Genomic DNA, 22,643 nt, shown 5'->3' with positions numbered 1-22,643 from the left:
AATGCGCCGCCTCGTTGACCACGGGATAGCGCGGCCCGCGCAGGGCTTTTTCATGCTCCAACTCGGTCATCGGCCGCAACCCTGTCCAGGCCGCGAACGTCGCGCCAGCCTCCCAGGATAGCCACCACGTGGACCTGCTCTTGAGCCGCCCGTGCGTAAATGCGTAGGTATTGTCGGTCCCGTCGTTGGTCTTGTAAATCCTCCCGAACCATCCACCAGGCCCTTGCATGCCGTCGCCGTTCATGAAACGCTCGGCCATCTCCGGCGGCAACCAGCAGAGAAAATACGCGAACGCCGCCTGCGGAATCGGCCTGTCCATCATATAGAAAGCCTTATAGCCGTTGGGGAACGTGGCGGGGATCTCGCCGCCGTCTTCCGGTTCGGCCCCGCGCGCCCAGAGCTTGCCCAGCTGTTTTCCCGTCGGGATCGCGGTGGAGTTTGTCACGCGATAGGGCGGAAAGTCGGCAGTACTCTCCATCGCTTCGCGGACAACCATCGTGGCGTTGGACCCGCCAATGCGCTCCTTTTCCGCGGCCTGCTTTTTCTCGGGCGGGTATTGATAGAATGCGTACGTCTCGTCGCCCCCTGTGCCCAGGTAAAAAGATCCCTCGGCCACATACACCATCCTGAGCCCGTAGACCTTGAGCGCGATCCGGGTGTCCTTCTTGATCTCCGGCATGGTTGTCAGATCCCAAATCGCCGTCATGCCGGTGGCCTTCACGGTGCCCATACCATGATCCGCCAGCCGGACAAAGGCACCGTAGTTCCCGTCATCGCCGTCGGGAACCAGAACGTCAAGCTTGACCCCCGTTTCCTGCCCGTAGCCGGTCGGGTTCATCACCTTGTCCGCAACCAGCCGCACCGGCTTCCATTCGCTCGTTCCGTCCAGCCGCACCTTGAAAAAGACCCAGAGAGCGCTGTGGTTCACGTCGTGCCGCCAGGCGCCGCTCCAATCCATATCGAACGTGACGATAGCCGACTTCTCGTCCCGCGGAATCACGGTGATATTGCTGAAATTGCCGTGCAGCCCCGCCGGACTCAGCCGCGGCTGCTTCACACCGTCCATCTGCACCTGGGCTTTTCCCACGCCCGTCCCAAGCATCCCCCAGGCAAAAGCAAGACTTGCCGACAAACTTAGACGCCAGATTTCGCTCCTCGATTGTCTCTTCACGGGCTTCACAACTTTTCTCTATCGGATTTATCAGACCCAGCAGACAGGTCCTGCCGGTCGGACTGGTCGGACACTCCACCAAGAACAGACGTCTCAATCGCCAATCACGAACTTCGGATAATTCCGGCGCACAAACGGCTCGGTCCGCTCCGAAACCCACTGGATCCGGTGAACGACGGGTTTTCCTTGCCAATCAAGGGCCCCGTCGCCGTCAAAGAAGATAAAATAAAAACTGCACTCCTGCCCTGAAACCACCCCGAAATCGGCCAGCGGCAGACGAAATTCATAGCGGGTGACGCCAGCCGCATCGTCGCGCTTCACGGCGTAGGTGGCGCTCTTAAGTAACGTCTCGTCCGGGCCATCCCACTGCTGAAACTCGACGCCCTTGGCGGCCAGAGCCGCGCCCACGTTCCACTGGGTGCCGGCCGCGTTCACGAGGCCGATCTGCAGGGCATCGCCGTTGTAGATATCCTTGCCGACCTGGTCGTTCAGGTGCGTGTCGTCGGTCACCTCGACGGCGACTAGAAGCGCCTCGCCGTCCGTCGCCAACCAGGCCTTGGCGCTGAAATCACGCGGCCCGCGCCAGGGGGTGGCCGTGAAATCCCCGGGGAAGCGCTCATGAATCGGATGGAAATATGCCGGGCTGTCGGCGACCGCCACGGGCGTGACATCCGCCCACTCATCCAGTGAGCCGTCCAACTGGAAAGGGGTGGCCAGTTTCGCCGGACGCTTCAGCTCCAGATCCAACTCGCCGGTGACCGGGCCCACGGCCGTATCGCCAGCCGGGGCCGTGCGCGCGGCACGCCAGCCGGCAAACGTCCACGCATAGCTGGGGCCGCCGCCCCCCGCATCATTTGCGCCATGCCGGTCGGCGTTCGCGTACACCGCCGGCGCGCGCCCGCCGGTGAGCAGGTGCGCGGGTTGGTGACTGCCGCCGAAGAAATAGTCGCCGCGCAGGATGGCGCCGCGAATATCCGGCGGCCAGTCGGCGGGCAGTTCCGGCGCGCCACGGCCATGGGTGCCCTTGAAACCGCGCCCCACCGCACTGCCGATCGAAACCGGTCGTTCATAGATGCCCAGCGCCATGGCATCCTGTACGCCCCAGCACGAGGGAAGAGAGTCATTGGGTATCGCCGGCCGCGGGCCGCGCACGCACTTTTCATACTCCAGTTCCGTCATCGGCCGCAACCCGGACCAGGCCGCAAAAACCGCCCCATCCGTGAAAGACATCCACGGGACCTTTTCGTCGGGCTTGGGCGCGGCATAGGTGAAATCCGGCGAGACGCCCGATCGCTCAATCACCATCCCATGACCCTGCTCGTAAAAACGCGGTTTCGCTTGAGCCGCGGTCAGTGTATTGAGAAACTCCGCATACTGAGCGGCCGTCGGATAGGCGTGCTTCATGCAATAGAACGCCGCATGGCCCTTGGGAAAAGCCGCTGAAATTTCACCGCCGTCTTCCGGCGTGATGTCCACGGCCCAGAGCGCCCCCTTCTTCTTGCCGGTCGGGATGGCGGCCTCGCTCTCGATCCGGTATGGCAAGGGGTCTTCCCTCGCCACGCCGACTCCCCACGTATACAGATCACCGATATTGAACTTGAACGGAAGAGAAATGGCCGTATCCGAGGGCTTTCCGCTGTGCTTGTAAAGCCAGTTAATCTCCATCCCGCCATACCCTTTGCCGAGGTACGGGGCGATCGGACCATTGCCGCGGCCGACGAAGAAAGCCCCTTCAGGAATGAAGACCATCTCAATCCCGATGGCCTTGATCGGGGCTTTGCCCACGTTGCCTCTTGTAACGCCCGGTGTCGCACCGAAATCCCATATCGCCGTGACGCGCCGCGCATCCACCAGGCCTAACCCGTCCCCCGCGCGACGCACGAACACGCCGGTATACCCGTCATCGCCTCCCGGCACAACAAACTCTAACTGGGTTCCACTCTCCTGGCCATAGCCAGTCGGGCTCAACACCTGATCCGCCGCCAACCGCACGTGTTGCCACTCAGTCGCAGCCTCGGGCTTGACCTTGAAGAACACCCAAGCCGCATCGAAAAAATTCCCCCAACGCCAGGAGTTCGTCCAGGAAACGTCGAACGTCACCGTAGCAGTCTTATCGTCGCGCGGTTCCACCGACACGTTCTGGATCCGCAACCCTACCACCCGTGCCGACGACGTCTCGACCACGGCATTGGTCAGAGCGTCCTCTTCATCCTCCTGGTCGGCCTGCACCGCTTCGATCTTGGCATCATTCACCGCCGCACCCTTGGCGGTTGCCGGCACAACTGGCGTGGATGTTTTGGCCTCCTGCGCCAACGCGCCTCCCACGCCCAGCATCAATCCACAAACCAGTATGATCGCCCCTTTGGAAGACCCGCAAGCCCTACGCCGCAACGTCATAACCCGCTCCTTTCCAGAATCCGCAATCAGCCACGAGATATCCGATCAACAAGCGACCCCAGTCCCCAGCGCCCAGCCTAATAGACGACGCGTCTCGTCTTGAATTGGCCTTCACGAGCTCACAAAATCCAACGCAAAAATACATCTCAATCTCAAAATGACTGGTATAGCATGGAACAGACCAACTTACACTTTTAGCTGTACTTAATTTTTAAATCGTTACTAATAAACGTGTTATGTTATCAATCGGCTCGCCTGACTACTAGAATTGTGCCGCCAGCAGTCTACACATCCCCCAGATGCATTCACGAGTACGCAAGCCCAAAAGGCAAACAGCCGCCACACCCCTATGCGGCACTCCTTAGACGTAAGGTTTTTTGCCCTTGATGGATCGCTTGCCGAGCTATATACGGAGCGATTCAGTATTTCACTGAGCAACCGTAAGGCGCTGTCGCGGAGACCTCGACAGGCTTGTCGGCCATCGCGGCATCAAGCGTCTGTTTCACGTAGTTGACCGCGTCCTTCATCTTCTCGCGCTCGAGCTTGGGCTGGTCGTCGATGGCGCCGGTGTAAATCACGTTGCCCTCAGGGTTGATGATCACCATCTGCGGTGTGGTCTTGGCTCCGTAGAGCTTGCCCACCTTGCCGTCGGCATCGAGGAGCAGCGCGGTCGGGACCGCTTTATATTGCGTGACACGCTCCGCCCACTGTTCGGGGGTCAGGTGCCCTTGTTTGTTCGGTGCCGAAGAGCAGATGGTCAGCCAGATCACGCCCTTTTCCGTGTAGGTCTTTTGAAGGGCCTGCATGTTGTCGGTCTCATAGTGCTTGCGCACGAAGGGACAGTCGAAGTTCGTCCATTCCAACACGACGTAACTCCCCTTGGAGGCAGCAAGGCTGTGCTCCGCTCCCGCGATGTCCTTCAGGGTGAAATCGGGGGCCGGCTTGACAGCCTCCTGCGCCCATCCGCACACCGAAAATCCCGCAACAGCAAGCCAAGCGGCCCGCATGATTCCCTGTTTCATGGATGACCTCCTTTTCGCCCTTGGTTTTCTCTGTCGCAGTCGAGAAGGGCAGCCCGACCGCCACAAGCCGCAATGGTCCGTCGTGTCAGGGGGCGCGCGAGACCGTGGCATGGATCGTCCACGCGTGGTCAACCGCCTTGCTTCGAGACCCTGCTGAGGGAAAAACCAAGATGCCTTCGACCACATCGCCCGTTTTGAACGGATTGGGGCCGGCGCGGAGGAGAGCCGACCAAGCGGCGCCGTGGCGCCGCCACCGTGGCGCCGCCTGTAAGTCAAGCGCCCCGTTTCGAGTGGCGCAGAATTGAGCCCGACCCCACGCGGCGTCCGTCAGCGCGATGCCATCAGGCGGTTGAATCCGCACAGTGAGCCCCCCCGTTCGGCCTGCGCCTGGACAACCCACTCATCGGCAGGCTTGGGCAGCCTGGCCCGCCAGTGCGCAAACTCGGCCGCCGTTTCGTCGGCCGCCGGCGCAGGTTCTGAGGTAACCACGCCCAAGCTGACCGAAGCCTCGCTCTGCAGCGGCATGCATATCTCGAGGCAGACCATCCAATCGACCGTGACGCCGACCTCCACACGCTCCGCGCCCGCCAGCGTCTCATCGGTCACGAAATCGACCAGCAACCACACCCGGTCTGTATAGACGAACGTGACCATCCCGGACTCTTCGAACCGCTCGGGGGTGGGAAACCACACGCGTGCCAGGCGTACCCCGTCCGGCAGGCGCCAGCGCAGCGTCGGCGCCAGTCCCGAGTCACCCGGGTTCAGCCAATACGTGTGCCACCCCGGTCGGCTCTGCAATTCGACCGCCAGCGAGAACGTCGTGCCGGGCACCACTGCGTCACGCTCGGGGATCAGACGCACCCGTTCGCCGGTTTCAGCCGCCACCGGGACTGCCGCACCCACCAGCGCACCCGCCACCGCCAATCGGCACGCCTGCCGCAACCGGTTATTCGCCTCGCTGAGCACCCATTCCATAAGACTGCCACCCCTCATGAGTGTCATTATACGTTAAATGACTGAACCGGATAATGATTTTCTCCTCACAGACATGGGAGAGACGCTGCTTATAAAGGTAAAACCATGAAATCAACGATTTACACGGGTTTGAAGTGGTGGGCGGTGAGAGACTCGAACTCCCGACAGCCTGGGTGTAAACCAGGTACTCTAACCAACTGAGTTAACCGCCCCCGTCGTCGGCAGGGGGTAAGAAAATACCATACTCGACGGGGACCTGCAAGCCAATCCCCCGACAGCCAATCACTGCGCCACGATCCGAAAGTTGCTGAATCGCAGTTCGCCGCCTGCGGGCGAGTAGATCAGCACGTTGATCTTGCCAACCTCGGTGGGGAGGGGGAGGGAGTCGCGGTATTCCCAGTCCGTCAAGGCGCTCTTAAAGGTCTTGTCTGAGCAGGCAAAGAACGCGGTGTTGCGGCCGGGCTTGATGTAAAACGGCGCCGTCTCAAAATAGCGGCCGCCTGCGTCGAGCCCGAGCGCCACGCGCGTGCCGCACGTGAGGCGGCTCTCCACGTCAACCAGCAACGTGTCGCCCACGCGCACGGCGAGCGCCGGATCGCACACGCGGCCAAACACCGTCTTTTCCTTGCTTCCAACCTGGAACCGCACCACGAGTCGTCCGTCGGCCTCAACGCCTTCCGCCGCATCGCCCCATTCCTCGCGAACCCATGCCGCTGCCTGACCGGCCCCGCTGATCGGACGGGTTGGGCCCGCAGGCGGCCGTGCGTCTGACGGGTCGGACGCGCGGCGCATGCCTCCCGAAGCCTTGTCCATAAACGTCACATCAATCCCGCCGTGCTGACTGAGGAAGTATAGGACGAGATTGACCCCCATCCGCGTCGCCCCTTCCTGCATTTCCGCCGGACTGAGGCTGGTGAGTGAATCCTTGAGCGGCTGCGTGTGGGGATCGATGTTGAGGCCGTCACCATAATCGTTGCGCGTGTAGACCACGGCGACACGTCCGTTGATCCGTATCCCCTCGATGTAGTCCTCGCGGTATTTGTCTCCCGGCGGAATGGCGTAGCCCTTGTAGCCGCGGGTCAGGTCGTAACCGGTGCGCCAGCCGTCGAAATCGGCGCCCAGCCGTTCGATCACCGCGCCCGGAAGCACCCGCGCGATTTCACGCCGGAAGGCCCGGTCAAAGGTCTCGTCGCGGTAGTGCGTCGAGTCATCGGCCCACAGGTGTCCGTTTTTCTGCAGGTAGTCGCGCAGGTTGCGCACTTCCGCGTCCGTGAAACGAAAATCATTATGGCCGGTCAGATATACGAACGGCAGCCGGTGCAGCTCGGGTTGATCGAGCCGCACGACGATGTCTCCAGCCATCAGCGACATGCCGGTCCGCTCACGAAGCTGGTGGCTTAAAAACATCATCGCTGTCCGCGCGCAATCCCAGTCACCGCCGTATTGCGCCAGGGCCAGCGTCGCCGAAACCGTGACCGGACCGCCGCTGCCGCCCTTCAAGGCCAGATCGCCGGCGCCGTTCTGGCCACGCTGCGGCTGGCCCGTCCTCTTGGGAAGGGCGATTCCGACGTCTCGCGCCGCCTCCGGCCGGTGAGCGTCGGCTGCGGCCGTCAGGCTGATCGCCGTTGACGTTTTCCGCCGCGCCGCGCCGCCAGCCGCTTCCGCCGCGCGGGCGACTGTGGCGGCTGCCGGTTCGCTTCCGGCCGGCGTCGCGGCGGGTGCGTCGCGGCGCTGCGTACCGGCCGCCAGCGCGACCGCCTCCGCAGCCACCGCGGCGGGGCCCGCCGCCTGCCGTTCGGATCCAAAACTCTCCGGGCGCGCGGTTTCGGGTGAGGCGGCAGCGGAGGCGACACGCGCCAGTGCGACCGTCGCCGCCTCTGGCTGTCGCGCGTTGGCGCCGGCCGCCACGCTGATCGCCGTTGCCGTCTTCCGTTGTGCCGCGCCGCCATCAGTCACGGCCCGTTGCCGATCCACCGATCGTGCAGCATCGGCCTGCGCCACCCGTTCTGCGTGTTTGGCCGACGCCTGCCGGAGGTCTTCAGGACTCGCCTCAGCGGTCGGCGCCAGTTCACGCTCAGCCGATTCTGTGGCGTGCAACGCGGCGGCGGCCTGTCGTTTGAGCGGTGTGGGGGCAACAGCGACGTCCTGAACCTCTGCGCCATGCTGCGGCAGCGTCACCTGCATCTCACGGCGTTCTGTCGCGTGCCGCTGAACAGCCGTTGCGCGCGTGGCTTCGAACACACGCGCGTGCTCAACGGTTTGTTCCGATTCGCGCCGTTTGGCGGCGACTTCGGGTTGCTTCTCGGCGGGCGTATCGGGTTGAAGGGCTTGCTTGGCCGCCTCTTCGGCCTGCCGCTCCAGCGGGTCGGGCGTCCGCTCGCGCGTCTGCGCCTCCATTGCCGCCACGGCGCTCGCGCTGAGATCGGGTTGTGCGAGATCGGCCGCGGTGCGCGCCTCGGACGCCGCAAGCGACAGGTCCGCCCTGGCCTGTACGTCCAGTTCGGCCTGCGTGTCCTTCACGGCGACGGCGCCGGCTGCGGGCGCCAGCGAGAACCCCAGCTTCTCCTCGAGCGATCCGATCGTCACCGCCAGCGTGGGCGAGATTTGATCCAGGGTCACCACCCGCGTCTGCAACAGCAGATCCAGGCACAACAGAAACACCAGTATATGCATGACCAGACTGGCGGCAAAATACTTGGCGAGCCGGTTTTCGTCGCCTCGCGTCATCCGCCACAGCAGGTACAGGAGAATCAACAGGAGGATGAGCACCCCCGTCATCCGCCACGCATGGGTATCTCCGGCTGGCGCGGGGGTGACGGCCGCCGGTTCGGCGGCGGATGGGGCCGGCGGCGCAACTTCCGGAGCTGGATCCGGTTCGGGCTGCGGCGGTTCGATGACCGGTTCGGGTTCCGATTCCGGCTCCGGATCGGTGACCACCGCCGGCTCCGGCTCCGGTTCCGGCTCGGGAATGACTTCGGGTTCCGGAACGACGACCCGCACCGTCCAGGGGACCTCGACGGTATCCCAGCCCCAACTGACCGCGACCCGGCCGGTGAGCTGGGTGGTGGAGCCGATGCCCGCAGTTCCGATCACCATCTGCCAGCGTGTGGTTTCGACCCCCAGCGTCACGTCGCGAACGCCGCCGGAGCGGCCGTCAAACCCCAGCGCCACCGCCTGCACGCGGCAAGCGCGGTCGGCGGACCGCGCCACGGCCCACACCGTTCCGGTCACCGCCTGTCCCGGCGCGACATCATGCCACGCCAGCTCCCTGGGGCCGACGGCAATCGGCGGCGCGCGGATGCGCACGCAGACACTCACCGCAGCGCGGGGTAGCTTGCCGACGGCCACCACGACCTGACCGGTGGTCGCGCCGGGACGCGCGTCAGGGCCCGCCGTCACCGCCAGTCCCAGTTCGAGCTGACGTCCCTCGGGGATTTCTCCGCCGCTCTGCAGCAGCGACACGTCCGCGCCGAACCCCTGCACATCGGCGGTGAAGCGTCCGCGTCCCGCGATCACCACCCGTCCCGTGACCGTGCAACCGGGGTCGAGTTCGAGAACCACCGGCTTGGGCTGCACCCAGAGCGCGTCACGCCGCATCGGTGCCACCTGCTGCCTCTGGACGGCGATGCGTTGAAAGGGAAGGCCGGCGCCGGTGACACCCCGCGCCGTTGCCTGCCAGACCGCCGGGCCTGCGCCGGACGGAACGACAAAACCCTCGAAATAGCCCCGTTCGTTCCATTCGAGCTTCTGCTGAGCGCCGCCCGTGCCGGTGATCAGCGACACGTCGCAATCGCGGATCATCGCATCGCCTTCGCGCAGGACCAGCGCCGCCACCACCTGGGGCACGGCGTCGGTTGCCACGCCCACACGCGGGAACAGCACGAGTTCCAGATCGCTTTCGGCGGTCGCCGTCAAGGCGCCGAGTCCTGTGGCGTGCCACAGACCGCGAGCGGGGGCATACCGCTCGGCGAGGGCGTCGCTCGCGCGGGCCGACCGCAACGCCACTGCCGCTCCGCCGTCCGGGGGTGTGATGACGGCCTGGACATCCTCGTCGTCGGTCAGCGTCAGTGTCAGCAGGCGCACGCTGTCGTCAACCGGAACGTCGGCATCGGCCGCCGTGAGGTCCCAGGCGCCGATCGTCACCGAGGGGTGGATCGCCAGCACGATTTCCTGAAAGATCGCCTCCAGGCGGGTCATATCGGGCGCAAATGAATACATCCCGCCGGTATCGCGGGCGATGCGATCCAGGGTATTGCTGTCGGCCAGCGGGGAGAGTCCGACGGTATAGACCGGGATGCGCGAGGCCGCGAACCGGCGATGGGCGTCGTCATAGCGGCCCGGCTCGTCTCGGCCGTCCGACAGCACCACGACGATTTTGCGGGAGTCGGAGAGGGTGGCGAGGGTCTGGCCGGCCAGGACGAACGCCGCATCGAGATCGGTCGGGCCGCGCGCGACCAGCCCCGCCATGGCCTGTTCGAAGGGGGCGGTATCGGCGGGCGGGGTGGGGGGGAGGAGCAAACGCGGACGCCGGTCAAACGCCACGACCGAGAGGGTGCGCACGGCCCCGCGGCTGGCGGCGATGCGCGCAAAGCGGGTGAGCGCGTTGACGCGCAGGCGGGCGGGATCGGTCTTGCGCATGCTGAACGAGTCATCAATAACCAGCGCCACGTCCATCCGGCCGGCCGCGGCCGTCACCGTTTGCGGGAAGCGCAGTTCGCGCGTGCCGGAGGCGCCCTGCGCGCACAGCACGAGGTCCGACAGTCCCTGCGCGGCAGCGGGCCATCCGCCGACGAAAATCTGCCAGCCGCCGCCGGCCGGCCGGGCGAGCACGCGGCGCACGTCCCCCGAGCCGGAAGGGCCTTCCACGCGCGCCGAGAACGCGGTGGCGCCGGGGGCCTCGTCCGCGCCGAGGGAGACAAACCCGTAATGACCGCGGGAGTCGAACAGCGCGGCGCGGCCGGTTGCGGCGCACACCAGGCACGCGCCCAGCAGCGCGCGCCGGGCGAGCCGGTTCAACCGTCCCGTTGTCCGCTGTTCCGTCGCCACACGTCCTCCCTTCGGTGACCGTCGCACCGCGGGCCGCTCTACTCATCGGTCTGAAACGTCGCCACGGAGACCTGCGTGATCTTCGCCTTCTCGCAGGCGTTGAGCACCTTCACGAAATCGGTATGCCGCGACCGCTTGTCGCAGCGGATCACCACCGAGACGCTGCCGTGCTGGCGTTGCGCTTCGGCGAAGAGACCGTCGAGCTGGTCGAGGGTCAGCATACGCTGGTTCACCACGATCGCGCCCGCCTCGCTGACGTTCACGATGAGCAGATCGGGCAGTTTGGCTCGTTCGCCCCCTTCGGTCGCGGGTGCCAGGCGGATGGTGATGTCCTTTTCGGCCTCATAGAAGGTGGTTGCCACGAGGAAGAAGATCAGCAGGAGGAACACGATGTCAATCAACGGCGCAATGCGCACGCCGCTGCCCTCGTCATCCTGGCATAATGCGCGCATGTCGCACCTCCGGTTACCGCTTCAGTCCCTTGCGCATGGCCGCCACGATCTCGAGCGCGGCGTCTTCCATTTCGCGCAACAGGTTCTCGGCGCGGATGCGGAAGACATGGTAGACGATGACGGACGGGACGGCGACCGCCATGCCGAACGCCGTGGTGAGGAGCGCCTCGCTGATGCCCTCGGCCAGCAGTTCGGTCCGGCCGAGGGCGTTGGACTTGGCCACCACGTCAAACGCCTTGATCATGCCGGTCACGGTGCCCATCAAGCCGAGGAGCGGCGCGACATCGGCCACGATGGCCAGCGGCTTGCAATTGCTGCGCAGGTTGTAGAGGACGCGGCCGCCCTCCTCCTCGAGGCCCGCCTCCATCTCGAAGCCGCCCGACTCGGCTCGCGCCAGGCCGCCGCCCACGAGCCGCGCAAACTCCGAGCGTCCGGTCCGGCAGGCCTCCAGCGCCTCCTCCAGGCGGCCTGCGCGGGCCAGCCCGACGAGCCGCTCATGGAGCTTGGACGGAAAGATCCGGCTGTGGCGCAATCCGATCCACCGCTCAAAGATGAATGCCACCATCACCACCGAGCACAGCAGGATCGGCCACATCAGCGGGCCGCCCCGTTCGAACAGCTCCTCGAGGCTCTGGCCGGTGTTCGCCGTCGTCGCCGCCGCACCCTGCGCCCAAGCCGATCCGGCCGCCAGCACGCCGGCGGCCGCCGCCCACACCGCGTTGATTCTCATAGGTGCCATATCACGCCTCACTTTGAAAAACTCAACAGCATTTAAAGTGCCACGTCCGGCTACGGCCACGTCGCCGGTGGTCCACGAGACGCGATGCCAGTTTCCTACCAACGGCCGGATGCCCCACCGCCCGAAAAACCGCCCCCACCGCCCGAAAAACCGCCGCCGCCCCCCCGGAAGCCGCCGCCCGCCAGCCGCCCCAGTACAAGCCGCCGGATCCGCGGCTGCCATAGGTTCTTCCGCTCTGGCGAGAGCACAACGCGGCGATCACAATCACGAACAGCGCCAGGCAGAAGATCAATACGAGCTCATCCCTTGTGGAAGGGAGGTCATTTGGGACGGCCCGCGCCGGGGCGTTGCGGGGGACGTCCTCCGCGGCCATCGCCGCCTCTGCCGCCGCCGCGCTGGAAACGGGGCGGCGGGCCGCCGCCCCGACGATCCCGGCCGCCGTAATCGCGTCCCTGCTGCCGGCGGAGCTGGTCGAGCTGCGTTTGGGCCAGGCCGATGGTCTCGGGTCCCGATTCCGCGTGCTGGTCCAGAATCTTGGACGCCAGCTTGGCGGCCACATCAACCGGATCCGCACCGCTGGCGATGAGTTCGAGCACCAGCACCCGCCCGTTGGGAGAGATCGCCTGATTCTCGAGCGCCTCGGAGAGGAGGGCGCGGCGATTCACTCGCAACTGCTTCAGGCTGGGCACGGGCTGCCCTTCGAGCTTGGCGCCGATCCCCCGTTCGAGTCGCTTGATGGTCTCAAACTCCCGCGGGGTGACCAGCGTGATCGCCGTCCCCTTCTTGCCGGCGCGGCCGGTCCGCCCGATGCGATGGACGTAGCCCTTGGCATCGAACGGCAGGTGGTAGTTGAAGACATGCGACACGTCGGGAACATCGAGGCCGCGCGCGGCGATGTCGGTTGCCACGAGGATATCGCTCGATCCCTGCCGAAAGCCGCTCATCACGGTGTTGCGCTGCCGCTGCTCCATGTCGCCGTGCAGCGCGCGCGCGCCGAAGCCGTGGCTGCTCAGCGCCTCCTGCAGCCGGTCGGTCTCCTCGCGGGTCCGGCAGAAGACGATGGCCTTGCGCGGCCGCAGCGACTCCAGCAGCCGCACCAGCGCGACTTCGCGTTCGCTCTCGGCGATCACGTGATACACTTGCCGGATGTCTGCCTTGGTCGCCGCCTGGTCCTCGACGGTTCGCACCGAGATCGGATCACGCATGAACTTTTCGGCCAGGCGTCGGATCGGGTCGGGCATCGTCGCCGAAAAGAGCAGCGTCTGGTGTTCCTCCTTCACATGCGACAGGATCTCCTTCACGTCGTCCAGGAAGCCCATATCGAGCATCTCGTCGGCCTCGTCCAGCACCACCATCCACGGACGCATGCCGGCCAGCTTGCCGGAACGGAGCAGATCGAGCAGGCGGCCGGGCGTGGCCACCAGGGCGTGCACGCCCCGTTCCAGCATACGGAGCTGGACGCCGTAGGACTGTCCGCCATACACCGTGCCGGTCTCCACGCCGGCAAAGCGCCCCAGGCGGTGGATTTCGCCGCTGACCTGTGTCGCCAGTTCGCGGGTGGGCGTGATGACCAGCAACTCGATCCCCCGGTCCAGGGTCATCCGCTGCATGGCGGGCAGGGCGAACGCCGCGGTCTTGCCCGTGCCGGTCTGCGCCTGAGCGATCAGATCACGGCCGGCCAGCACATACGGAATCGCATCGCGCTGCACCGGACTGGGCACCTTGAACCCGGCGGCCTCAACGCCCTTGCGAATCTTGTCTGAAAATTTAAAGGCGGCGAAGGTCCCCGCCTCATCCGCATGGGATACATCGTCCATGCCGACACCACTCTGACACCCGTCTTCCTGATCCATGATCACTCCCTCAGTTTATTCTGGCCCGGATGAGAATTCTTCAAAAGACCGGCACAGAATCCGCAGATTAAGCCTGAGGCGGCGGAACAGGACGGCACGGGGAAGAATCGCCAAGCACCGTGCAATTGGCGGTAATTTAGCAGGTTCTCTGGGAATGTCAATCCGAAAGCGGGGAATCGAGCGCCTCGGCGGCTCTGGCATCCCATCGCGCGAAGGCACCGCTGGGAAGTGGCAGCACGTGGTGTGCGCCGGTGAGGAGCATCTCGCCCGAGGCGATGCCGCCGCCCAGCCCGCTGACCGCCTGAGTCAGGACGTTGGCCAGCACCACCGGCGAGAAGCCGGGCGTATGGGCGCTGAGAAGCATGAAGCGCGGCCGGTCACTCAGGACTTGGCGGCACAGGGCCAGCGTTTCGGGGAGATGACGCTCGATTTTGTAGATCTCGTCGTTCTGGCCGCGACCGAAGGTCGGCGGATCGAGAATCACGGCGTCGTAGCGCCGGCCGCGCTTGATCTCGCGGGTCAGGAACTTGTGGGTGTCGTCGACAATCCAGCGGATCGGATGCCGGGCGAGGCCGTTGATTTCCGCGTTCTCGCGCGCCCATTGCACCATGCCCTTGGATGCGTCCAGATGGCAGACCTCCGCGCCAGCGTGCGCGGCTGCGAGCGTTGCCCCGCCCGAGTAGGCGAAGAGGTTGAGAACGGATACGGGGCCTGTGCCAGGCGGCGGCTGGGTGGCGGCAATCAGCGAACGGATCCACGCCCATTGCGCCCGCTGCTCGGGAAAGATGCCGAGGTGTCCGAAGTTGGTCCCCGACAGACGGAAGGAAAGTCCGTCGATCATGATTGTCCACGTCTCGGGGAGCGCGCCGCGGTTGTGCCACTGGTTTCCCTCCTCGCGGTCAAAGGCGGCTGTCGACCGGCGCTCCCACGCATGCGGATCCAGGCGGGGCTTCCAGACCGCCTGTGCGCAGGGACGCGACACCGTGACGCTGCCGAAGCGCTCCAGCTTGCGCCCCGCACCGCTGTCCAGAAGTTCGTAATCCGATGTCTCGCCCGTCGCCATGCGCACAACCAATCGCGTTGATGGTTAACCTTTTTCCGGTTTCAACTCGGGGCGTCGCCGCAGCAGTTCCTCCACGACCGCCTCGGCGCCGGTGAAATGCCAGCCGTCGAGCTTCAGCCTGCGGCCGTCCCGGAGGCTGAAGCGAATGATCCGTTTTTCATCCCACTGCTTCCAGTCGGCCGACGCAACGGCGTCATACGCGATCACATCCGCCGCAAATCCCCTCAGTCCGGCGTCGTCTGCCGTGAAGCACCGTTTCGCCTTGAAACCGACTGCGGCACACGCCGCGAGCGTCGCGAGCGTCGCAAGGAGTGCCATCACAAACTGAGATTGTATCTCATGCTCGCTGCGCGCGGGCTTGTCGAGCATGGACCGCGCCGCCTCGACCTGCTGCTCGCGGAAGCGGTCGGCCTGACCCTCGGGTGCCTGCTGGCTGCGCGCCTGTTCGTTGAGCGCTTTGAGTTTGGAGAGCGTGGCATTGGGTGCCTTGAGCCCTTTTTCCAGAAAGGCGCGCTCATACACGGAGACGCGATCATCGCCTGCGGGCTTGGTCAGCTCGCCTGCAGTCATCGCGAGGCCGATCAGTCCCGGACGGATTTCCGCGTATCGGGCGTTCAGTCTCGGATAGCCGACCAGACCGTCATAGAGCGACCATCCGGCCAGGCCGAACATCAGCGCGCCGACGCCCAGCATCCTGAGGGCATACTCCCGATTCAGCTTCGCCATCGCCGCCATACTTGCGTCCCCTTTCGTAAAAATGAATCGTGTACTTTACCAAAAACCGTAGCGACCGCAAAGCAGCACGTAGGCTCCGAGCGCAAGATTGGTCAGCCCATGCGCCAGGGCGGCGGCCCAGAGGTCGCCCGTGCGCACCGCCAGCAGCCCGTAAACCGCGCCCGCCGCCATCCCCGCGAGCCAGCGGTCATGCTCGATTCCGAAAACCAGCACGACGATCCAGAACGTTGACAGGTCCCAGCGGGTCAGGGGGATTTTCCAGAACGCCTCCTGACGGAGCCAGCGGTAGAGAAACCCGCGAAAGAAAAACTCTTCAATAACCGCAATCACGAGGGCCGAACCGACCAGTCGAGCGAGGGACAGCCCCCATCCGCAGACCGCCGGATCGTAGATCGAACCTGCAAAACCCGGTGGCAGCAGGGGGAACCTCGCGGGATCATAATAGTCGGGATAGACGCCGGGCATCAGGATCAGCCAGCGGTGGTAGAACGCCTGCGCCGATGGGAACGCCTGTCCAAACCACACCGTTTCGGGCAGCACCCACAGCCCCGCCACGGCCAGCCCCGCCGCCACAGCCCACAGCGCGTTTCGGAGGCGCATCGCCGGATAGATCCGCCATGGACGCCACCACAGAAACAACGCCGCACAGGCTGCCGACTTAACCGCATAAACCCACGGTTGTACCAGTGCCGGGAGAGGGAACAGCCGCTCCGCCGCCGCCAGCACCGCAATGCACCCGACCCACACCAGAAATGGCGCGGCGTGTCCACGCGCCAAATTCCGTTCCGCCGGTTGGTCGCTGCCAGCCATCATAAACGTCCCATCGTTGATTCGTCCGCGAGGCGTTTGCCGCTATCGATCGTCGCGCGCGTGTCGCCATCCACGCGCGCACGACGTGATCTCTCAGAGTCCAACAGGGACGTTCTCAATGTCGAACAGCAGATCGTTAATCGGCTTTCCGTCTGTAGCGCCGCTGAATTGCAAATTAAGCGTCCCAGGCTTGATGACTCCGCTTTCTCGCGACCGACACTCGAACATCAACGTGTTTCCATCCTTGTGAAGGGTAAACGGTTTGGTCTCGTTGATACCGGTGCTGCCACCCTGCTTGAGCACAATCGCATCGTTGACCCAAACCGTGATAGTAAACCCCGATTTGGTTATATGCTGAACGTTCAAAACCGCATCCCGGTCCACCGGCGTCTCCACGCGCGTCGCTGCCAGCATGGCGGACCCATGCGATGGCAGATCGGCGTCTTTACCGAATACGAGACTCGCGCCGCAGGTCAGCGGTGTCCAGTCCTTCGGCGGTTTGCTGGCCTTGAAAACAGCGCGGTCATAAGCGACTAGATCATCCAAGCCGGGCAGTGCGCTTCCCGGATCGGACCCGCCGATGGGACCCTCGTCGAGCGCGCCCGCTTTGGGCCTGCTCTTGACCCGCTTGGTGATCCACCAACGGGTTTCTGTGCGCAAGTCCACGACGGCCTCGCCGTTTTGCGGATCGGCCGATGCAACGGTGATGCCGTAGGGTATCCGGAACGGGCCTTGATTGGTAAATGCCTGTCGGGGCGTAGCAAAAACGAGATGGGCACCCGACCCGGCCGCCACCGAAACATTCGTGGCGGTCGTGTCCAGCGTGACGCCCACCGGCGACAGGCGCACCGCCACCGCACAGGCGCGCTCGGTGGCATTCGTGATCCGCACGGCCACTTCGCCAACCTGGACCGAGCTGAGCACCGGCAACCGCGCCCCCGTAAGTGGTCCCATCTGGATCGGAACCTGGAGCTTCTGCAGCACCTTGCCATCTTTAACCTGAAGCTGAACCGGGAGCAGCGTGGCACCGCGAATCCCGCCGGTCATCAAGTTCTTGTAGGTCAATGCCAGTGTGATCTTGAATGGCGTTACGGCTTTGGGTGCCGCCGTGAATGCACGTGAAGCCGGTCCATCCAGGAAGCACACATCGGGAATCGGAATAGCCAGCTCCAGGTTGAGCGGCCGGTCACCCGTGTTGTTGAACCGGCCCGTGAGGTGAAAAACGCCGACATCCGCACCCGCCATCCTCGGCAGCTCGTCGATCTGAAGCATCGCATTGGGATCGACCTGAACCGGCGCGGTCCGCACGGCGCGCGCGCCGTAGCGGCCGGTTCGGCCCCCGTCGATCCGACCATACTGCATCCGGTTGAGCTCATCGGCCGCGACCCAGTGGCCCATCGTGCCATACGACCAGAGGCGCCAGCTACCTTGGTAGTACCACTCCCCGGTGGTGGGGGGCCAATTCTCCGGAATACTGGCCGAACCAATGCCGTGAACCCAGGTGATTTTCAGCACCCTGTCCCGTTTTGCATTGATAACGGCCGGCTCGTTGTGCATGAGCGATGGCCACTCCTGAATGCAACCGCTCAGGCTCAGTTCACGAATGCCCCAGTAGGACGGTCCGGGCCCCATGGCCGTCGGCTCGTTCAGGACTGATTTGTCGATGCCCGCCGCCGGGGCGCACGTTGCCGGCATCCACGCCTCGGCGCCAGTGGCAACGGCGCGCGGCCCGCGACAGGCTTTTTCATACTCCAGATTGGTCGGCATACGCAGTCCCGCCCACGCTGTGAAGCCTTGAATATCGGGTAGCGAGAGCAGGTTGCAGCGCCGGTCCGGCACATCGGATCGGTACACGCCAGCCGCATTTGTCCGGATGGTATAGCCGTTGAAATTGTATAACGTTTGGTTATGGAAGGGGCGGTTTTCCATCGCCAGCAACGCATAGCGTCCGCCATTGTATTTCAACGACGGTATGGAGTTCAGGAAGTCGGCGTATTCCCCCTGCGAGATCGAGTACTTCATGCAGTAGTACGCCGTGTACCCATTCGGCCAATCGTCGCTGAGCGGCACCGTCATCGGCCCTGACTCCAGATGGCCGCCCGGTTGCGTCGCTTTCGGCGTGGTGATGACCGTCAGCGCGTGGCCCCACGGGCTCCGCGACGCGAATGGACCTTCGGGAATATACACCATCGCCAGGGCATGCACGCTCACCTGTGCCGTCTTGTCGGGGGCCTGATCGCCCGCATGTATCACGCGCAATTGGATACCCTTGAAGTCGTTTGCGCCAACACCCGCAGCCTTGCGGTAGATGAACACCCCGACGCCCCGATCGCCGTCATCCGTCGCGCCGACGTCCAGGCTCGCATCGGCCGGAACCCGATGCTCATCCGACTGGACGGCGAGCGTCGCATGCAGGGTGTCTTTCGCCCCGGCAGGCCGGAATTTCACGAACACCCAGGCCGCATCCCAGCTCTCGACGGTCATCGGCTTGCCGGTCACGTTCTTCTCCGCCGGCTCATCCCACTTGGCCCGCCAGGAGTTGTTCCAGGCCAGATCGAACGAGACCGTGCTGAAGTCCTTGGCGCCGGCTTCCCATTTGACGTTGGTGACTTTGATGGTGTCGGCCTGCGGCGGCTGGCTGACCGGCTGTGCGGCCTCGGCGGAAACAACGGGTTCGGTCGGCGTCCGAACGGGTTTCTTGATCCGGCCTTGCCCCGGCGTGGCTTCGGGACGAATCCGGGTGTCCGCAGATGCCACAAGCCGGCACAGCGATCTGATATGGCGGGGATTGTATTGAGGCCAAACAGGCCAGTCACCAGGCGTTTCTTTGAACTCGACAAGCTCCACTTTGAAAGGCGCGCCCGGGGTGCCGGCAGGCATCGTGCCATCGCCATGCGTTCCCCGGAACTGGCGGCTGGTCAGCGGTATCGCGGGCCCGCTCATTTCCGAGATACCCCAATAGGTGGCCAGCGCGGCTCCCCGATCGCTGGTTGGCGTAGCGCGACAACCGACCCGCGTGGCAAGATCGCAGCCATAGTGCGAATCCCCTTTGGCAAAGCGTTCCGTGGGCAAACCCAGGTCCAGCATGACGGGAGGCCCGTCCAGGTCGAGTTCGGTCAACCCCGGATCATCGGGTGCTGAAGGATCGCGCCCCCCAGTCTCTGCCTTGAGTCGCTCCAGTTCCGACATCGGCCGCAAGCCGGCCCACACGGCGTACGCGCGCGTGTCCGCTCCGTCGACGCCAACGCATCTGCGAAACGGACATCTTGCCGAATAGACGGGCCGTTGCATCGTGGGTTCTTTCACTGTGCTGCCGCCTGCCCTGGCCTCGTCATCCTGTTCCCCATCAAAGGCCTTCAGAATTGAGGCGCCCAAGTCCTTGCTGCGAGCGTCGGTCCCCGTCCGCGCTTCCCCACTGGTGTCGGTCAGATCCGCCCCCATTGGAATCTTCACGGGAATATCCGCTGACGAGGTGATCGTGCAGCCGCCTCTCTCGATCACGGTGTAGGGTTGGAAACCGGGGCCTTGATCGACCTTGACTTCGTGGGTATCCATCCCTCCCGATGTGTCGCTGATACCGCGTGAGAGAATGACGCGACCGGCTGCCACATCCGGCGGAAGCGAATTGAGAAAGTCCACGTACTGTCCCTGCGTCAAAGCGTATTTCATGCAATAGAACGACTCATAACCGGTGGGGTAGTCGTCGTTCAACGGTTCGGTCCCGCCAATATTGCTGCCGAACCAACCGCCGCCGCCACCCCGTTCAGTAAACGTGTGTGTGCTCCAGAGTTGGCCCGCGACGGGCCCGATTCGGCGCGCCCGCGTCCCTTCCGTCAACGGGCCGTTCCACTCCGCGTCCACCAGAAACGGAATCATGGGTCCACCCCTCCATCCACCATCCGTAAAGCGGGAACTGCTCGGTTCGGCATCCCACTGCAGATACGGCCCCCCGTCCTTGCTGGTGGTCGTCTCGATGATCGTGCGGAGCCCCTCCGGGATTCCATTGAGCCCCACATCGTGAGTATATTGCGTGATGGGCACGTCCGGGCCGTCTGCGAACGGCGATAAACCCGATTTCTTCGCCAACCCGACTTTAAACGGCCCCTCCGGCACATACACCATCGCGATCGCATGCACGGCAATGGCCGCCTTGGCGGGATCGAACGTGGCGTCGCTTGCCGCGCCGGAGCTTCCGAGCGAAGGCGGGTGCATCCAGCGCAGTTTGATCCCTTTCCAATCGTTACGGCCGTGCCCGATGGCATCGCGGAAGATGAACAGTCCCATGCCGCAGCTGCCGTCGTCGGACACTTTCACCATATTCGTCGCGCCGGCCGGCATGACGTGATCACCCGAGTCGCTCGCCAATGTGGCGTGGAGCCAGTGGTTGCGCTCTTTCGCTTTCTCGGAATCCTTTTCCGGCAGGAACTTCACGAACACCCAGGCGGCATCCCAGTTCTCGATTTCGATGTCCTTCCCGGTCACGCTGGTCTTGGCCGGTTCCGTCCACTTCAGCCGCCAGGAATAGGACCAGGACAGGTCGAAGGTGACGAAGCTGTACTCCGGTGTCGCGGCCTCCCACGTGACGTTGGTCACGCCGAAGTCGTAGGTCAACGGGCCCCGGAACCGCGCGGCCGCAGGATCATCCGCACGGACTCCGGAGACGGCTCCCAGCAGGAGCGAACAGGCGAGGGCGCAGAGGGAAAGAAGCTTCCCGACGGCAAAGGACTCGTTCAGATTAAACATAGCGCACTTCCTCAGGGTTTTCGCGGCTCCAGTAATCGTGCACAAGCTAGCCACACCTTAACTGCACAGTATAGACCCTCGCGTCCCATAAAGGCACGCACTATATCTGCAATTATTCGCCCTTGACGAACACAGGGCATCTGGGTTACAGTGACATTCCGTTTTTTTCAAGGAGATACCGTGAAACTTGAACTGCTCGAGAAGGCAAAAGCCCGTATTCCCTGTGCGCCCGTGTTGGTGAACCTGGTTTCGAAGCGGGTGCGCCAGTTGAACGCCGGCATGCGTCCGTACATCAAGCCCGAGTCGACAGACGAGGATAAATTGGATGTCGCCTTGCGTGAGATTGCCGAGGGCATGATTATTGCCGAGGTCGATTTTGACGCCATTGCGCGGCGGCAGAAGATTCAGGTGAAATTCGCGTCAACGCACTGAGACCGGCGCCGGAGCGGGAACGACGCATCTCCTCCACGGCCAGTCCCGTGAGCGGCAGTCCGTGGAGCTGATGAGCCATGGCCGATGAGAAAAACAGGCGCGGCGGCAATCTGGCCGTCAATCGCAAGGCGTTGCACGAGTACGCCGTGCTGGAGAAGTTCGAAGCGGGTCTCGCGCTCATGGGGACCGAGGTCAAGGTGGTTCGCAACGGCGAGGCGGGCCTGTCCGGGTCGTATGCCAAGGCCTCCAACGGCCAGCTCTTCCTGCATCAGGTGACGATTCCGCCCTATGCGTTTGGCAACCGCCGCAATCACGACTCCCTGCGGACTCGGCGCCTGCTGATGCACAAGGGGCAGATCCGCAAACTGCAGGTCCAACAGGAGCAGAAGGGGCTGGCGCTCATTCCGTTGCGGCTCTACCTCACACCGAAAGGCCTCGTCAAGGTCGAGATCGGCGTCTGCCGCGGCAAGAACCAGCAGGACAAACGCGAAACCGTCCGCCGGCGCGAGGCCGACCTCGACGCCAGGCGCGCGATGACGCAGGGTTGACGGCGGTGGCGCGTGCACAACCGCCTTCGTCGGTTCTGCACGCGCAGGTTTCAGACGTCGATCACGGATCCACGACGAGCACGCTGTTCAGCGTCCCAAGGCTGTTCTGAGTCCAGTCGCTGTTGGTGGGATCGACGCACCAGGTGCCGTTGATCACGAACTTGTACTCGTGCGTCCCGGGCTGCAGCATCACGGCTGCTGAAAAGATGCCGGTATGCTTCTTGTCGGTCATCTCTTTGGCCAGGGGATCCCAGTTGTTGAACGAACCAGCCAGGTAAACGATGGATTCCGGATCGGCCTGCACGGAGAAAACCACGCGGCGGGTCTTGGTTGTTTTTGTTCTTGCCATGTCAGGCCTCCTCTTTCGTTGGGGTACCATGTGAATACGGAAGACATTCGCGCAACGCAAGGTACGAGCGCATAGTATTCTCTGGACATCGAACCGTCAAGGGAAATTATGTTTCCCAAATCCTCGCCTAAGGAGCGTCGCCGCCGATAACCTGCGCCTACACGCGCTCCGCAGCCATGGACCAGTCGCCAGAAAAGGCCGAAAACAGGCGGTTTTTCGACAGTGAGGGGGCTTTGGGGTGGTCAGGGGGCGCAAACGGGCACGCCCTTCCGCCCGGCGCCATCCTATAGAGTGCCGGTTTCGTCGGT

The 22,643-nt window shown here is 64.0% G+C and carries 15 protein-coding genes, 1 tRNA gene and 1 pseudogene; 2 read left to right on the top strand and 15 right to left on the bottom strand.

Annotation, left to right across the window (positions count from 1 at the left end; all coding sequences use genetic code 11):
• From FJ222_07430 to FJ222_07365, 14 genes and pseudogenes are all read right to left on the bottom strand, one after another.
• The coding region (locus FJ222_07430) for a hypothetical protein (protein MBM4164255.1) at positions 1–1,087 on the bottom strand (1,087 nt) is incomplete at its 3' end.
• A 177-nt stretch (positions 1,088–1,264) separates the two neighbouring features.
• Positions 1,265–3,568 carry a hypothetical protein gene (locus FJ222_07425; protein MBM4164254.1) on the bottom strand — a complete coding sequence of 768 codons (2,304 nt, stop codon included), beginning with the start codon at positions 3,566–3,568 and terminating at the stop codon, positions 1,265–1,267.
• Positions 3,569–3,987: 419 nt separating this feature from the next.
• Positions 3,988–4,590, bottom strand: a complete 603-nt coding sequence (locus FJ222_07420) for a thioredoxin family protein (GenBank protein MBM4164253.1) — start codon at positions 4,588–4,590, stop codon at positions 3,988–3,990.
• 327 nt (positions 4,591–4,917) lie between these two features.
• A complete protein-coding gene (locus FJ222_07415) occupies positions 4,918–5,592 on the bottom strand; it encodes a hypothetical protein (GenBank protein MBM4164252.1) in 675 nt (224 codons plus the stop codon).
• Between the two features lie 108 nt (positions 5,593–5,700).
• Positions 5,701–5,777 (bottom strand) — tRNA-Val (locus tag FJ222_07410).
• 70 nt (positions 5,778–5,847) lie between these two features.
• Positions 5,848–10,611, bottom strand: a complete 4,764-nt coding sequence (locus FJ222_07405) for a DUF4159 domain-containing protein (GenBank protein ID MBM4164251.1) — start codon at positions 10,609–10,611, stop codon at positions 5,848–5,850.
• Positions 10,612–10,649: 38 nt separating this feature from the next.
• Positions 10,650–11,063, bottom strand: a complete 414-nt coding sequence (locus tag FJ222_07400; GenBank protein MBM4164250.1) for a biopolymer transporter ExbD — start codon at positions 11,061–11,063, stop codon at positions 10,650–10,652.
• 13 nt (positions 11,064–11,076) lie between these two features.
• Positions 11,077–11,802, bottom strand: coding sequence for a MotA/TolQ/ExbB proton channel family protein (locus FJ222_07395; protein MBM4164249.1), 726 nt, complete (start codon positions 11,800–11,802; stop codon positions 11,077–11,079).
• A gap of 95 nt (positions 11,803–11,897) precedes the next feature.
• A pseudogene (locus tag FJ222_07390) lies at positions 11,898–11,992 on the bottom strand (YgcG family protein).
• A gap of 130 nt (positions 11,993–12,122) precedes the next feature.
• Positions 12,123–13,619, bottom strand: a complete 1,497-nt coding sequence (locus FJ222_07385; GenBank protein ID MBM4164248.1) for a DEAD/DEAH box helicase — start codon at positions 13,617–13,619, stop codon at positions 12,123–12,125.
• 193 nt (positions 13,620–13,812) lie between these two features.
• Complete coding sequence (locus FJ222_07380) at positions 13,813–14,718, bottom strand: hypothetical protein (GenBank protein MBM4164247.1); 906 nt, start codon at positions 14,716–14,718, stop codon at positions 13,813–13,815.
• A gap of 24 nt (positions 14,719–14,742) precedes the next feature.
• The gene (locus FJ222_07375; GenBank protein ID MBM4164246.1) at positions 14,743–15,453 is read right to left on the bottom strand and encodes a hypothetical protein; all 711 of its coding nucleotides are present in this window, start codon (positions 15,451–15,453) and stop codon (positions 14,743–14,745) included.
• A 36-nt stretch (positions 15,454–15,489) separates the two neighbouring features.
• Positions 15,490–16,266: a CAAX prenyl protease-related protein gene (locus FJ222_07370; protein MBM4164245.1), complete on the bottom strand. Its 777-nt coding sequence runs from the start codon at positions 16,264–16,266 to the stop codon at positions 15,490–15,492.
• 90 nt (positions 16,267–16,356) lie between these two features.
• Positions 16,357–21,006, bottom strand: a complete 4,650-nt coding sequence (locus FJ222_07365; protein ID MBM4164244.1) for a hypothetical protein — start codon at positions 21,004–21,006, stop codon at positions 16,357–16,359.
• A 279-nt stretch (positions 21,007–21,285) separates the two neighbouring features.
• On the opposite strand from FJ222_07365, the gene FJ222_07360 reads away from it, so the two are divergent.
• Both FJ222_07360 and smpB read left to right on the top strand, forming a co-directional pair.
• Entirely contained in the window at positions 21,286–21,438 is a 153-nt protein-coding gene (locus FJ222_07360; GenBank protein ID MBM4164243.1) for a hypothetical protein, read from the top strand.
• 77 nt (positions 21,439–21,515) lie between these two features.
• Entirely contained in the window at positions 21,516–21,986 is a 471-nt protein-coding gene (smpB, locus tag FJ222_07355; GenBank protein ID MBM4164242.1) for an SsrA-binding protein SmpB, read from the top strand.
• A gap of 61 nt (positions 21,987–22,047) precedes the next feature.
• Here smpB and FJ222_07350 read toward each other — a convergent pair whose 3' ends face one another.
• Entirely contained in the window at positions 22,048–22,365 is a 318-nt protein-coding gene (locus tag FJ222_07350; GenBank protein ID MBM4164241.1) for a glycoside hydrolase, read from the bottom strand.
• Between the last annotated feature and the right edge of the window lie 278 nt (positions 22,366–22,643).

The organism is Lentisphaerota bacterium (assembly GCA_016873675.1).
Classification (GTDB): Bacteria; Verrucomicrobiota; Kiritimatiellia; order RFP12; family JAAYNR01; genus VGWG01.
The sequence above is the reverse complement of the archived record's forward strand: the minus strand, read 5'-3'. Positions and strand labels throughout refer to the sequence as shown.